Origin of the sequence: Rhodococcus erythropolis R138 (assembly GCF_000696675.2) — a bacterium.
GTDB lineage: Bacteria > Actinomycetota > Actinomycetes > Mycobacteriales > Mycobacteriaceae > Rhodococcus_F > Rhodococcus_F erythropolis.
Genome location: NZ_CP007255.1, coordinates 4,807,427 through 4,821,124, shown reverse-complemented (window position 1 = coordinate 4,821,124; position 13,698 = coordinate 4,807,427). Strand labels below are relative to the sequence as shown.

At 62.2% G+C, this 13,698-nt stretch carries 13 protein-coding genes; 8 read left to right on the top strand and 5 right to left on the bottom strand.

What is annotated here, in order from left to right:
* Nucleotides 1–46: 46 nt before the first annotated feature.
* The 4 genes from H351_RS22140 to H351_RS22125 all read left to right on the top strand — a co-directional run bounded on the left by H351_RS22140 (nucleotide 47) and on the right by H351_RS22125 (nucleotide 5,749).
* A complete protein-coding gene (locus H351_RS22140) occupies nucleotides 47–3,334 on the top strand; it encodes an error-prone DNA polymerase (RefSeq protein ID WP_029254962.1) in 3,288 nt (1,095 codons plus the stop codon).
* 216 nt (nucleotides 3,335–3,550) lie between these two features.
* Entirely contained in the window at nucleotides 3,551–3,898 is a 348-nt protein-coding gene (locus H351_RS22135) for a hypothetical protein (protein ID WP_007727425.1), read from the top strand.
* 14 nt (nucleotides 3,899–3,912) lie between these two features.
* On the top strand, nucleotides 3,913–4,683 hold the full coding sequence (locus H351_RS22130; protein ID WP_029254963.1) for a glucose 1-dehydrogenase: 771 nt from the start codon (nucleotides 3,913–3,915) through the stop codon (nucleotides 4,681–4,683).
* Between the two features lie 58 nt (nucleotides 4,684–4,741).
* Nucleotides 4,742–5,749 carry a zinc-dependent alcohol dehydrogenase family protein gene (locus H351_RS22125; protein WP_029254964.1) on the top strand — a complete coding sequence of 336 codons (1,008 nt, stop codon included), beginning with the start codon at nucleotides 4,742–4,744 and terminating at the stop codon, nucleotides 5,747–5,749.
* On the opposite strand, the gene H351_RS22120 is transcribed toward H351_RS22125, so the two are convergent.
* Nucleotides 5,736–6,626: a poly(ethylene terephthalate) hydrolase family protein gene (locus H351_RS22120; protein WP_019747639.1), complete on the bottom strand. Its 891-nt coding sequence runs from the start codon at nucleotides 6,624–6,626 to the stop codon at nucleotides 5,736–5,738. The genes H351_RS22125 and H351_RS22120 overlap by 14 nt on opposite strands.
* Nucleotides 6,627–6,659: 33 nt before the next feature.
* Entirely contained in the window at nucleotides 6,660–7,499 is an 840-nt protein-coding gene (locus tag H351_RS22115; protein WP_029254965.1) for a CPBP family intramembrane glutamic endopeptidase, read from the bottom strand.
* Nucleotides 7,500–7,584: 85 nt separating this feature from the next.
* On the opposite strand from H351_RS22115, the gene H351_RS22110 reads away from it, so the two are divergent.
* Nucleotides 7,585–7,893, top strand: coding sequence for a rhodanese-like domain-containing protein (locus H351_RS22110; RefSeq protein WP_019747641.1), 309 nt, complete (start codon nucleotides 7,585–7,587; stop codon nucleotides 7,891–7,893).
* A 48-nt stretch (nucleotides 7,894–7,941) separates the two neighbouring features.
* Here H351_RS22110 and H351_RS22105 read toward each other — a convergent pair whose 3' ends face one another.
* Together H351_RS22105 and H351_RS22100 are read right to left on the bottom strand one after the other, a co-directional pair.
* On the bottom strand, nucleotides 7,942–8,583 hold the full coding sequence (locus H351_RS22105) for a dihydrofolate reductase family protein (RefSeq protein ID WP_029254966.1): 642 nt from the start codon (nucleotides 8,581–8,583) through the stop codon (nucleotides 7,942–7,944).
* 74 nt (nucleotides 8,584–8,657) lie between these two features.
* Nucleotides 8,658–9,743, bottom strand: a complete 1,086-nt coding sequence (locus tag H351_RS22100; RefSeq protein ID WP_244891384.1) for a TDT family transporter — start codon at nucleotides 9,741–9,743, stop codon at nucleotides 8,658–8,660.
* A gap of 90 nt (nucleotides 9,744–9,833) precedes the next feature.
* Between H351_RS22100 and H351_RS22095 the strand changes: the two genes are divergently transcribed.
* The gene (locus H351_RS22095; protein ID WP_019747644.1) at nucleotides 9,834–10,745 is read left to right on the top strand and encodes a LysR family transcriptional regulator; all 912 of its coding nucleotides are present in this window, start codon (nucleotides 9,834–9,836) and stop codon (nucleotides 10,743–10,745) included.
* Between the two features lie 25 nt (nucleotides 10,746–10,770).
* On the opposite strand, the gene H351_RS22090 is transcribed toward H351_RS22095, so the two are convergent.
* Nucleotides 10,771–11,451, bottom strand: a complete 681-nt coding sequence (locus H351_RS22090; RefSeq protein ID WP_020906975.1) for a TetR/AcrR family transcriptional regulator — start codon at nucleotides 11,449–11,451, stop codon at nucleotides 10,771–10,773.
* A 75-nt stretch (nucleotides 11,452–11,526) separates the two neighbouring features.
* Here H351_RS22090 and H351_RS22085 point away from each other — a divergent pair, with 75 nt between their 5' ends.
* Both H351_RS22085 and H351_RS22080 read left to right on the top strand, forming a co-directional pair.
* Nucleotides 11,527–12,690, top strand: a complete 1,164-nt coding sequence (locus H351_RS22085; protein WP_029254968.1) for an FAD-dependent oxidoreductase — start codon at nucleotides 11,527–11,529, stop codon at nucleotides 12,688–12,690.
* Nucleotides 12,691–12,697: 7 nt separating this feature from the next.
* Complete coding sequence (locus H351_RS22080; protein ID WP_029254969.1) at nucleotides 12,698–13,531, top strand: DUF3626 domain-containing protein; 834 nt, start codon at nucleotides 12,698–12,700, stop codon at nucleotides 13,529–13,531.
* Nucleotides 13,532–13,698 lie beyond the last annotated feature (167 nt).

The window sequence follows — 13,698 nt, the reverse complement described above, 5'->3', positions numbered from 1 at the left end:
AGTCGGTCGTCCCGTGACGGCCGGCTCGATCAGGTGCGAGGTCAGTGTGGGTTGGGGAAATGGGCCGCCGACGTGGTCCGAGATGGAACGGGTGCTGTCCGGACGGCCAGGCCGCGTGGAACACGAGGATTTGTTCCCGGGCGACGGAAGTGACAGTCCCGCCTGGTCACGAAAGCGCGGCGAGTATCACGCAGGCGAACTCACTCGTGGCACCGGCGTGGTTCCTTACGCAGAACTGCACGCTCACTCGGCCTTCAGCTTCCTCGACGGCGCATCACCGCCGGAAGAACTGGTCGAGGAAGCTGTGCGTCTCGGGCTCGAGGCGATTGCCGTCACCGATCACGACGGGTTCTACGGCGTGGTGAGGTTTGCGGAGGCTGCGCGTGAATGGGGAATGCGGACCGTGTTCGGGGCCGAGTTGTCGCTCGATTCGGTACCCAGAACCGGGACGGCAGATCCCGGTGGAACGCATCTTCTGGTACTTGCCCGTGGGCAGGAAGGATATCGCCGTCTTTCGCGGGAGATAGCCGCCGCACATCTGGCGGGCGGTGAGAAGGGCAAACTGCAGTACAACTACGACGCGCTGACCGAAGCCGCCGGTGGGCACTGGCAGATCCTGACCGGGTGCCGCAAAGGTCATGTGCGGCAAGCCTTGACGTCGGGTGGTCGCGAAGCCGCGGCGGAGGCCTTGCAGGATCTGGTCGAGCGTTTCGGGGCGGAGCGAGTGTCGGTGGAGCTCACTCATCATGGGTTGGCGGAGGACGACGAGCGCAATGCCGTTCTTGCAGAACTGGCGAGAGAACGTGGACTACGTACGGTGGCGACCACCGCCGCACACTTCGCCGCTCCTCCGCGTCGACGCCTCGCCATGGCAATGGCAGCTGTGCGGGCGCGTCAAAGCTTGGATGAGGCAGCTGGATGGTTGGCTCCGACCGGCGGAGCACACCTGCGGTCCGGCGCGGAGATGGCGACGCTGTTCTCGCTCTATCCCGAGGCTGTCAGTGGTGCCGCCGATCTTGGTCGTGAGTGCGCTTTCGATCTCAAGCTCATCGCGCCCAAATTGCCACCGTTCGACGTTCCTGCCGGGAATACCGAGGCGACCTGGTTGCGTGAGCTGACCATGGTCGGGGCGCTGGAACGCTACGGACCCCCGGAAGGTGCACCGAAGGCATACAAACAGCTCGAACATGAACTTGCCATCATCGAGGGATTGAACTTTCCCGGATACTTCCTGGTCGTGCATGACATCGTGTCGTTCTGCAAGAACAACGACATCCTCTGTCAGGGAAGGGGTTCCGCTGCGAACTCTGCGGTGTGTTACGCGATCGGCATCACCAACGTCGATCCGGTTCGCAACAAATTGCTGTTCGAGCGGTTTCTTGCGCCCGAGCGCGACGGCCCACCGGATATCGACGTGGACATCGAGTCGGATCGCCGGGAAGAGGCGATCCAGCACGTGTACGCGAAATACGGGCGTACGTATGCCGCGCAGGTAGCCAATGTCATCACCTATCGAGGAAAGTCGTCGGTGCGGGACATGGCCCGCGCGCTTGGCTTTTCGCAGGGCCAGCAAGATGCGTGGAGTAAGCAGGTCGGCCGGTGGGGTGGTATCGACAAGAATGCGGATACCGATATTCCGCGTCCGGTACTCGAACTGGCGGCGCAGATCGAAGGCTATCCACGGCACCTCGGTATCCACTCCGGCGGAATGGTCATCTGTGATCGTCCCATCGCCGACGTTTGCCCGGTGGAGTGGGCGCGGATGGCCAATCGCAGTGTCCTGCAGTGGGACAAGGACGATTGTGCTGCCGCTGGGTTGGTCAAGTTCGATCTACTCGGGCTCGGCATGCTCTCGGCTTTGCATTACATGATGGATCTGGTGGCCGAACACAAAGGCATCACAGTCGATTTGGCGCAACTCGATCTGTCGGAAACAGCGGTGTACGAGATGTTGCAGCGGGCAGATTCGGTAGGGGTGTTCCAAGTGGAATCACGTGCGCAGATGGCGACACTGCCGCGTCTGAAGCCTCGAAATTTCTACGACCTGGTGGTCGAAGTCGCGCTCATCCGTCCCGGGCCGATTCAAGGCGGATCAGTCCATCCGTACATCCGCCGGCGCAACAAACTCGAACCTGTGTCCTATGACCATCCGTCGCTCGAGAAGGCACTCGAACGCACATTGGGGGTTCCGTTGTTTCAGGAACAGTTGATGCAGATGGCCGTCGACGTTGCGGGTTTCACGCCGTCCGAGGCCGATCAATTGCGTCGGGCAATGGGATCGAAACGTTCCACCGAGAAGATGGAGCAACTGCGAGCGAGGCTGTACCAGGGCATGCGAGACCTACATGGCATCGGCGACGAGGTTGCCGACCGAATCTACGAAAAGCTGTACGCATTCGCTAATTTCGGTTTTCCGGAAAGTCATTCACAGAGTTTTGCCGCACTGGTCTTCTACTCCTCGTGGTTCAAGCTTCATCACCCCGCCGCGTTCTGTGCCGGACTTCTGCGAGCGCAGCCGATGGGTTTCTACTCACCACAGTCCCTGGTCGCCGATGCGCGCCGGCACGGAGTGCAGGTACACGGTGCAGACATCAATGTCAGCCTCGCGCATGCCACCGTCGAGGCAGGTGGATTCGAGGTTCGGCTGGGACTGGGGGAAGTGCGCAACATCGGCGATGCGCTCGCCGAGAAAATTGTCGAACAGCGCGACCTCGGTGGACCGTTCACGTCGTTTCTCGATCTGACCGGTCGGGTGGAACTGACTACCGCGCAAGCTGAATCGTTGGCGACTGCCGGCGCGCTTGCCAGCTTCGGCATCTCGCGTAGAGAAGCGCTGTGGGCCGCGGGCGCTGCGGCAGGGGAGCGTCCGGACCGCTTGCCCGGTATCGGTGCGTCGGTCACAGCTCCCACCCTGCCCGGCATGAGCGACGTCGAATTGGCGGCAGCGGATGTCTGGGCGACAGGAGTATCTCCCGACACGTATCCGACACAGTTTCTTCGCCCACAGCTCGACGCGCTCGGCGTGGTGGCGGCTTCGAGGCTGCTCGACATCCCGGACGGTGACCGTGTGCTGGTAGGGGGAGCGGTCACACACCGGCAGCGTCCGGCCACAGCTGCGGGCGTCACGTTCATCAACCTCGAAGACGAAACCGGCATGGTCAATGTCGTGTGTTCGGTGGGATTGTGGGCAAAGTACCGAAAACTGGCAAATACGGCGCCGGCGTTGCTTATTCGAGGAAAGGTGCAAAATGCGGAAGGCGCTGTCACCGTCGTCGCAGACCGGATACAGCTGATGGATTTGCGAGTCACGGCCAAGTCGCGAGACTTTCGCTAGTGCCCGATTCTGCTCGGAGTTTTGTGCCGAGAGGACAAATGTGGAGCTCAACTCTGACCTCCGGGCATATGGCGCGGGTCACAATCCCTGCCTAGGGTTGTCGCTTGAGCGGCCATCGAATCACCTGGCACGGCCACGGCCAGTGGCCTCGCTGGTGAATATTGTCGCCTTCCAAACATGCTGAATCCAAAGCACTTCGAGTTGAAGAGGAACTCCATGAGCACAGCGATTCTCGTCGCACACGTACACCCTGCCGATCCGTCTTCGGAGGACGCGTTCAACCGCTGGTACGACGACGTGCATATTCCGCAGGTCGTCGAACGAGTGCCTGGAGTTGTCTCCGCCTCCCGATTCTTCCTGGCGGATGTGCAGTTGCTGCCCGAGGATGCATTGCCCGCGCGCCGCTACCTGAGCATCTATCAACTCGACACGGAAGATCTCGCGGGCACGGCGCAGGCGTTGGGAAGTGCTTTGGGCGACGGGACTCTCGACATGTCCGAGGCCATCGCGACTACCGGCGACACCGGACCCGAATTGCTTTTCTACGTCCCGACCGAGAACTGAAGGGGAACGCTGACATGTCCGATCTTCTCGCGAACAAAGTTGCAATTGTCACCGGCGCAGGTGCCGGAATCGGCGCCGCCATTGCCCGGGCATTCGGGGCGGAGGGCGCGAGCGTCGTAGTCTCCGACATCAACGGTGACGCAGCACAGGCAGTGGCGGACTCGATCGACGGAGCTATCGCTGTCACCACTGATGTCACCGACGAACAGCAGGTCAAGGATCTCGTCGCCAGGGCGGTCGAAGAGTTCGGCGGACTGAACGTCGTAGTACCCAACGCCGGCATCGCCACCACGACTCCGCTGATCGAGACCTCGTTCGAGGACTGGCGGAAAGTCATGTCGGTCAACCTCGATGGAGTGTTCTTGACCGTCCGTCATTCGCTACCCGCGCTCGTCGCATCCGGAGGCGGTTCGATCGTGAACATCTCGTCGATCTCGTCGACCACCGGGTCGCCCTTGATCGGTAGCTATGCCGCCGCCAAAGCAGCAGTTCGCAATCTCACCGAAACCCTGTCAGCCGAACTTCGCTTCCACGGAATCCGAGCCAATGCCCTGCTACCCGGATTCATCGACACAGACCTGGTCAAGAGTCACCAACAGGATTTCGAGGACGCACTCGGCCTCGAGTCCGGCGGCTTCGACGACCTGATGGTCACGAAGCAAACCCGCTACGGCCGGACCGAGGAAGTCGCCGCCGCCGCAGTGTTCTTTGCGAGCGACCAGTCGTCGTGGTGCAACGGCAGCAGCCTGGTTCTCGACGGAGGGTTCACCGCTTCTCTCCTCTGAGCAGCGGAACCCTTTCCGAACGTCACCCGAAATCGTCAATCGTGCGAGGATCCACACCATGACCAACCGCGCTGTATACGTACTTCCGCCTGGAGGGTTGAACAACCTCGAATCGAGGACGATCGAGACGCCAGGGCCAGGTGCGGGTGAGGTGACGATCGCGATCCGCGCGAATTCGCTCAACCACCACGACTACCTCGTGGCGACCGGCGAGATACCGACCGACGGCCCTCGCATTCTCTTGTCCGACGCAGCGGGCGAGGTAGTTGCCGTCGGCGACGGCGTCACACAGTTCGGGGTCGGGGACCGTGTGATGAGCACATATCTGCCGCATTGGCGCAGCGGTGCACCGGATTTCGACGGATTCGGAAATTCACCCGGTGACGGCGTCGACGGGTTCGCCCGTGACACCGTCACCGTGCCGGTATCGGCAGTGACGTCGATGCCGCGAAACTACACGTACGAAGAAGCCGCTACCTTGCCCACTGCGGGCTTGTCCGCGTGGCGTGCATTGTTTGCCGGCGTCCCGATCATCCCAGGTTCGTCGGTGTTGATTCCCGGGACCAGCACGGTAGCGCTGTTTGCCGTCCAGCTTGCCAAAGCTGCTGGAGCTCAGGTGATCGCAACCTCGTCGGCTCCCGACAAGATGGCTCGATTGACCGAGCTAGGTGCCGATCACGTGGTCAACTACCGTGAGCGCCCGGACTGGGGATCGGAAGCGATGCGGCTCAGCGGCGGCATCGACCTTGTGCTCGACGTGGGCGGGCCGTCCACCCTCGGTCAATCTCTGGCGGCAGTCCGACCAGGTGGCCGGATCTGCGCGCTGGGCATCATGAACGGCCCGTCGTCGTCGATCGACCTGACTTCGCTACTGACCAAACAGGTCACCATCGAAGGTGTTCTGGTGGGCAGTCGTGCACATCAGGAGGAGATGGTTGCAGGGCTGGAGAGCCTCGCGCTTCGTCCCGTCATCGATTCGTCGTACCGTCTGGACAATCTTGCCGAGGCGTTCGAGCAGCAGAAATCCGGGCAGGCCTACGGCAAGATCGTCATCACAAACCCTTGATCGCTTGCCGGTCCCAGTGGGGATCGGTGAGGATTTCCGCCGAGTCGCCGACAAACGCACGTCCGGCAGTCTGGTCGCCGCTGAGGGCGAACCTCAGCCACGCGGTCAGGTAACCCCGGAATCCTTCGCCGTCGGCGGCCCAATTGTGGCCGACGCCAAGTAGTCTGCCCCGGACCGCCGGTGCTGCGGTTTTGTCGAAGTACTCAGCTTGTGGATCGGCGGTGGAGACCGGATCGTCGGCGCCGGTCATGAAGAACGTCGGCCCGGTCAACTTCGCCACGTCGACGACATCGACAGGTCGCGAAGCCCACCACGGGTCCGGCAGGTCGAGCACCGCAGTGGCGGTGATCAGATTCGCCGACTGCGTTGCAGCGTTGATCGCGCCACCTGCCCCCTGGGAGTGTCCGACTGAGGCGATGTTGTCGGTATCGATCCTCTGGTGAAAAATGCTCTCAGCGTTGGTGTTCTGATCGACGAGGTACTGAGCGGCACCCAAGATTTCAGTACCGTCGCCGGTCACACTGCTGTCGGCCACCACAACAACAAAACCCCACGACGCAAAGTGTCGGAGGAGGGCCTCGTACTCTTCGAACGTCGCGTAGCTGCCGTTGCCGAACGTGATGACGGGATGCCGCTTGCCATCAGCGGACAAGTCGGCTGGGTAGAACAATTGGTATCCGGGAACCGAGTCGGCCGCCACCTCGTGCGCACCCTGGGCTGCGTACAGATCGCTGATCGACTCCGATGCGATGGATTCGGTAGTCGCGGCTTCGGGAGCGGCCGGAACCCCCGCACTGGCGTGTGTGACGGCGCCCGATAGTGCCAGAACAAAAGATGCGGTCACGACGGCGATCGAATGTGTGGTCCGAGAAGGCATGGGTACAAGTATGTCTTGTACCCATGCGATCAGTCAGGCCGAGACGCGCGTGGGCTGCTCTTCGCCGACCCGGCCGCGGATGAAGAAGATGGCAACTACGCCGAAGGCGACCAGCACGACAGTGAGCAGTGTGGCGATCGTGGTGGCTCCGCTGGCACCCGTCGTCACCGAGGTGTCGAGCCCGCCGGTCGAGAGAATGGTGGTGGGGTCGGTGAGGCCGTGCAACACGATTGCGGCCCAGATCGTGCCCGTCACGCGCATGGTCAAGTACATGCACATTCCGAATCCGAAGGTGTAGACGACGGTGGCAAGGACTGTTGCCAGTTCCGTTCCCGCGATGAAGTTCACCGTGTGCATGAGTGCGAACAGTAGGGACGACACAACAGCGACGAAGCGTTCTCGGTGGCCGGCATCACGAAGCATCTTCACTGCAATACCTCGGGTGACCAATTCCTCTGCGAGACCGACACATACACCGAGGGCGATCAACGAGACGATTTCGCCGGCCGACCACGCGCTCCAGTCGGTTCCGGCCAGGTGGGCAGCGATGGCGGCAACGACGATAATCGGCCCGATCCACATCCAGCCGCGTCCGCGTACCGGTTGAGGACCGAAGATACTGCTGAGCCAGCCGACCTTGACCGTGAAGATCAGCAACGCAACTGCACCGATCGCGATGGGCAACATGACGCCGAAGATGATGCTCGAGGCACTCGAGACCACGTTGTCCGTGTCGATCTGGTCGGCGAAAACACGCGAGATCACCTGCCCGGCGGCAAGGTAGAAGACCAAATAGGCAACGATGAGAAGGAGCAACTTCCACAAAGTGGGTCGACTCCAAAAACCCGACTTTTCGGGAACAGTATTGGTCATTGTCAGATCGTAAAGGCAACCACACGAAATCACGCGGTACCGTCTATTCGGACAGCAGCGAACACGAAGGCAGGACGCAGAAGACATGTTGGAAGTCGACTTGAATGCACTGGACACGGCATTGGCGGCAGGTGAGCCGCTGATCGACGTCCGTGAGCCCGACGAGTTCGCTCAGGTCCGAGTTCCCGGTGCGGCGCTCATTCCGCTCAGCGAATTCGTCTCTCGCGTCGGTGAAATTCCGGACGCGGAAACGGTGTACATCATCTGCGCCGTCGGTGGCCGTAGCCTGCAGGCCGCGGAGTATCTGCAGGCCCGTGGCATCAATGCCGTTTCGGTGGCCGGTGGAACAATGGCGTGGTACCAGTCGGGGCGCCAGGTCGAGACCGGAGCCTAAGACACAACTGATGGGGGCAGTTCCCGTTTCGGGAGCCGCCCCCACCGGTCACTTTCGCCAGAACAGGTGATGCGTCACGCCGCTCGGGCTCGGCACGATTTCGAGGTTGAAGCGGTCGCGCAACTCATCAGGTGTCTCCCACAGGCGTAGACCGGATCCGAATTCGATCGGGCAGACAGCGATGTGCATCGTGTCGACCAGATCGGCGTCGAGGAATTCACGGATAGTGCTGACCCCGCCGCCGAGTCGAACGTCCTTGCCCTGCGCTGCCTCACGTGCCTGCTCGAGGGCCGTCGCCGGGTCAGCGTTGACGAAGTGGAATGTCGTGTCCGATAGCGTGAACGACGGCCGCACGTGGTGGGTCAAGACAAAAACCGGGGTGTGGAACGGTGGCTCGTCGCCCCACCACCCCTGCCACTCGAGATTCTCCCAAGGGCCGCGGTATGGTGCGAATTTGTTGCGGCCCATGATTTCGGCACCGATGTTGTTGGAGAAGTCCCGCGTGAAATAGTCGTCGATGCCTCGGCTGCCGCCGGGATCGGTGCGATTGGGCCAGCTCGCTGTAGCTCCCGCCCACGCAAACATTTCACCGTGGTCCAGGCCGAACGGGCTCTCGAAGCTTTGGTCCGGACCGCAGGCTATTCCGTCACTGGAAACGCTGAAATTCTGTACTCGTAATAACTGACTCACCATGTACTCCCGCTCTCGACAATGGTCTACGTGAGTACAGACCGTACGGCGAGGCAAAACTCATCGGTGCCAATTCATGCAGCCGCGGGGAGAGCTCCACTGCGGATCGATCGGACGGTCCGCACCGCGACGGTTGCCCAGATGGGGATCAGCACGGTCAGCAGGGCAAGTGCGATTCCCAGAATCAGTGTCGAACCGGTGGCGACTCCGAAGGCATTCGCTCCGACTGCACATGCTCCGATGGGGAAGGTGAAGCTCCACCAACCGAGCGAGAAGTCCAAGCCGCGGCGCAGTGCGTGGATGGTCACGGTGGTGACGGTGACAAATGCCATGACGCCGATGATTCCGACGACGGTTCCGTATGCGATTCCGAATTCGTGCAGGGTGTCGGCGTGCTCGGTACTGAGTGCATGCCGTGAGGCGGCGGCCAACAGGTTGGATGCTGCGATCGACTGTCCGATCACGCCCAACGGAATCCACAGCGAGGGAATGGCATTGAACGGGATCACGTCGACGCCGGCCGAGCGGTTGCGTGCGAACTGCCTCGCGACGGCTATCAGAATGCCGATAGCGGCGGTCAGTGCCAGAGCGAACAGGATGTAGCAGAAGATCAGTACCGCGATGCGCGGCGCGCCTTCGGGCATGTGGGTGCTGACCGCTGCGCCGGTGGTGGCCGAGACCATCGGTGGTACGACGGGCATCAGCCAGAACGGCATTGCCGTCGCCATCCCAGCATCTCGAACGAGACGAATCATCATCACGACGTAGGTGACCAGGCCGAGTGCCGTGCCGAGTATCCACAGAGTCAGCGAGACGGTGATCGCCACGTCGTGGCCGAGGAAGTCCGGCCCGGTGATGCCGGTTGCCGATCCCACGGTCAGTAGGGCCATGGCGACGGCTCCGTAGAACGGGAACATCGCGGGACTGTGCAGGTAGGCGAGGGCCTGACATCGATGTTGTGACCAATGGGTGGCAAATGCGCCGATCAAGGCGCACAGTACGAGAACCGCCAGAACCCAGAAGATTTCCGAGACCAGCTTCAAGCCTTCGATCTCCGGTTCGAGCGAAGCTGCGGCCACCGAGACGATTCCCGTTCCCATCGCTGCCGCGAACCAGTTCGGGGTGATGTGGGCGAAGGTGGGACTCGTTGTGGTGGTCATGTATTTCACTGTCGTCTCATCCGGTTCGTACCGGTAGGCCGGTTGTCCTTGAATGCCCACAATCTCGCCTTGTGGGTCTAATCTTGGTCTATGTCGTTGTCTCCTCGGGTGCCGGAACTCAGTGCCCTCGACGTCCTGCTTTCCGTAGGGCGTCTAGGCAGCATGGGCGCTGCCGGCCGGGAGCACGGACTCAGTCAGCAAGCGGTCAGCGCCCGGGTGCGTTCGGTCGAACGGCAGCTCGGAATCAAGGTTTTCGATCGAGCGGCGACCGGTGTTCGTCCCACCGCCGAGGGCGGTCTGATTCTCGAGTGGGCAAGTCACATCCTCGTCAGTGCCGAGGAAATGGCATCGGGAGTTGCCGCACTTCGCGGTGAACGCGACGCTGCCGTCACAGTTGCCGCCAGCATGACCATCGCCGAGTATCTGGTTCCCGGATGGACGGTCGCGATGCGGCACAAGTTCCCCAACGTCGTGGCGTCGGTGAGCTTGCACAATTCCTCGGATGTCTCTGCTCAAGTGCAGGCAGGCCAGGCCGATATCGGATTCGTCGAAGGTCCGGATGTGCCGTCGGCGCTCGCGTCGTGCGAGGTAGCGCGTGATCACCTCGTCGTGGTTGTGCCGCCGGGACACGACTGGGCCAATGGTGTGCCTGTTCCGGTTGCGGACCTCGCACGCACGCCGCTGATTCAGCGCGAGTCAGGGTCAGGGACGCGTCTGACGCTCGAGAATGCTGTTCCCGATTGTGTGCCGCCCTTGCTCGAGCTCACCTCGTGCACCGCAGTCAAGGCTGCGGTGGTGGCAGGCAACGCGCCCGCCGTTCTGTCGTCGTTGGCCGTTGCTGCCGACCTGACGGACGGCCGACTGGTCGCGGTCAACGTCGACGGCTTGCGGATGCCGAGGCGACTCCAAGCCGTCTGGGATCCCGATCGCGGATTGCGCGGTGCGGCAAGAGATTTCCTCGACATAGCGCTCGGCTCCAACACCGCTGTTCACTCGCGTTGACGGCTGCGGCTGACGGGAACGGCTGCTATCGGACGGTGTCGATCCCCGCGAGGATGAGATCGATGCCTGCCAGAAACTGTTCTCGGTCGTCGTGGTCGCGCAATTGCGCCGTCACCTGATTGAGGAACGGGTACTTCGCGGAATCGAGTTCTTCCCACCGCTGCGCGACGGTGGCGAGGAAGGCGGACCGATCTGTCTCGCGGGGGAGGAGGCGGGCGCCCGCGGCATACTGTCCGGCGAGGCCGAGCACGTAGTTCAGGAGTGCGGACGCGCAATCGAACTGTGCCGGTTGGGGAACGCCGAGTGCTTGGAGTTGCCCTCCCAGACTCTCGAAGATCTGCATCACCGCTGATTGCCACGGCTCGCGAGAGAGTTGGGTGCCGACCCACGGGTGCGCGTCGATCGCGTCGAACACACCGAGAGTGATGATCCGGATCGCCTCCCGTGGGGTTGCGCTTTCGGTTCCTTCGGTGGTCACGCGGGCGATGACGTCGTCGGTCGCCGCGGCGAGCAGTTCGCTCTTGTTGGCAACGTGCCAGTAAATCGCCCCGCTACCTGTTGCCAGGCGTGCGGAGAGTGCGCGAAATGTCAGCGCAGCTTCGCCCTCGTCGTCGAGGATCTCGATCGCAGCCTCGACGATTCGCTCCTTCGAGAGCGCGTCCGTACGTCGTTCGGTCCGCTGATTCCTGGTCGCCATGCGCACCATCTTGACATATCTGGAACGCCGTTCCAAGATGGTCACTGGAACGACGTTCCAATAGAAGGCTGAAAGGAAACAAACATGAGCAACTCGATAACGATCATCGGGGCGGGCCTCGGCGGTCTGACCCTCGCGCGCGTCCTCCACGTTCACGGAATTCCGTCGAAGATCTACGAGGCGGAACCGTCGGCAGAAGCTCGCACGCAGGGCGGCCAACTCGACATCCATGAACACAACGGTCAGGCGGCGCTCGACGCTGCCGGCCTCATCGACGAGTTCCGCGCGGTCATCCACGAGGGCGGTGCCGCGTCGCGCGTACTCGATCAACACGCCGCTGTACTCCTCGACGAACCCGATGACGGCACGGGAGTCCGTCCTGAAGTGCTGCGCGGAGACCTCCGACGGATCCTGCTCGAATCCCTTCCGGACGGCACGATCGAATGGGGACGCAAGGTCGACAGTGTCCGCTCGCTCGGCTCACGGAACACAGCCGACGAGCGCGCTGACGGCCGACACGAACTGACCTTTGCCGACGGTTCGACGGTGACTACCGACCTCCTCGTCGGCGCCGACGGTGCCTGGTCGAAGATCCGCCCGTTGCTCTCCGATGCGAAGCCCGAATACGTCGGCACGACGTTCGTCGAGACGTATCTGTACGACGTCGACGAGAAGCATTCGGCTGCAGCCGAGGCAGTCGGTGACGGGGCGATGTACGCGCCCGCACCCGGAAAAGCGATCGCCGCGCATCGAGAGGCGGGAGATATCGTGCACACCTACGTCCAGTTGAACCGTACGGCGGAGTGGTTTGCCGGTATCGATTTCACCGACGCCGCTGCTGCGACAGCGCGGGTCGCGGCCGAGTTCGACGGTTGGGCAACGGAACTCACTGCGCTGATCACAGACGGCGAAACCGCTCCGATTCCGCGCGCGATCCATGCACTTCCCGACGAGCACCGATGGGATCGCGTGCCTGGGGTCACGCTCCTCGGTGACGCGGCACATCTGATGGCTCCGTCCGGTGAGGGTGCGAACTTGGCCATGTTCGACGGCGCCGAACTGGGAAGGGCGATCGCCGCGCACCCGGACGACATCGAAGCGGCACTGAGCGGCTACGAGGAAGCGATGTTCGTGCGCAGTGCATCCGAGGCCGCTGACTCGCACGTGATCCTTGATCTCTGCCTCGGTGAAGGCGCACCGTATTCACTGGTCGACTTCTTCACCGGCGCTGCTTCCGTATCCGGATAATGGACGAATGCCTGTTGATTCCACTCCCTCATCTGCCGCGATTGCGCACGTGCGCGGTCTCTCGAAGGGTGACCAGGTGGATCGAAATCACCGGGTGACGTTGCACTTTCATCCAGACCTCCCGTCTGAACGTGGTCTGACACTGGCCTCGATCGCACGTCAAGGCACCTACGTGACCCAGTTCGAGACTCGTACCAGCAACGGCGGACTGACAGCGCATCACGGCGGCGACCGTTGGCGTTGGGAGAGTCGGATATTCGGCGGGGCTTACGACGAGCGAGAGCCGTCGGAACGGCCGAAGTACGGATCGTTGAACTTCTCCGCCGATCCGTACGGGGCATCCCCTCGGTTCGGCTCGTCCTACTTCCGGCTTGCCGAGCACACACTCGACCGCACCACCTTCTGCTTTCCGGACAGCGTCTTCGAGCCTGATCTCTTCGGAACGGCCGAAGCGATGAGCTTGGTCGGCGCCGCCAGAGCCGCCGAGTTCGACGATCCGCTCGACCACTACATCGAGGCGCACGTCCACGGCGTCGTCGACATCGGAACGGACGTCGAGGCACTCGTCCTGGACCCGAGTTACCGCGGCACACGGATCGAAGAGATCGCCCACTCACTCACGTGCCCGGTGCTGTGGCACGACGGTTACGCGGTCGATGACGAAGAGATAGCCGAACATCCCGAATACCGGGGAGCGACCGTCGTCGACCTTGCCCGAGAAATTGCCCGCGGCAGGCGACTGACGCCTGCCGTACTGGGGCTCGCACGGAGCGCGTCCTTCGATCCGCAGGACGTCAAAAAGGTCTGGCACTACATTGCTCGATTCGGCGGCAGGGCGTAGAACTGGGCATTCGCGTATCGCTGCCCGTCGACGACCGCCGGTTCCGGGACCGCACATCGGTCCGAAGGGCGCGGTGAGGAAAGAGTGATTGATACGCAACATCGAGCATGAACTCCCGAAACAACTGCATCCGAAGATAGAAGTCGACCTTGATCCTCGGTCGAAGG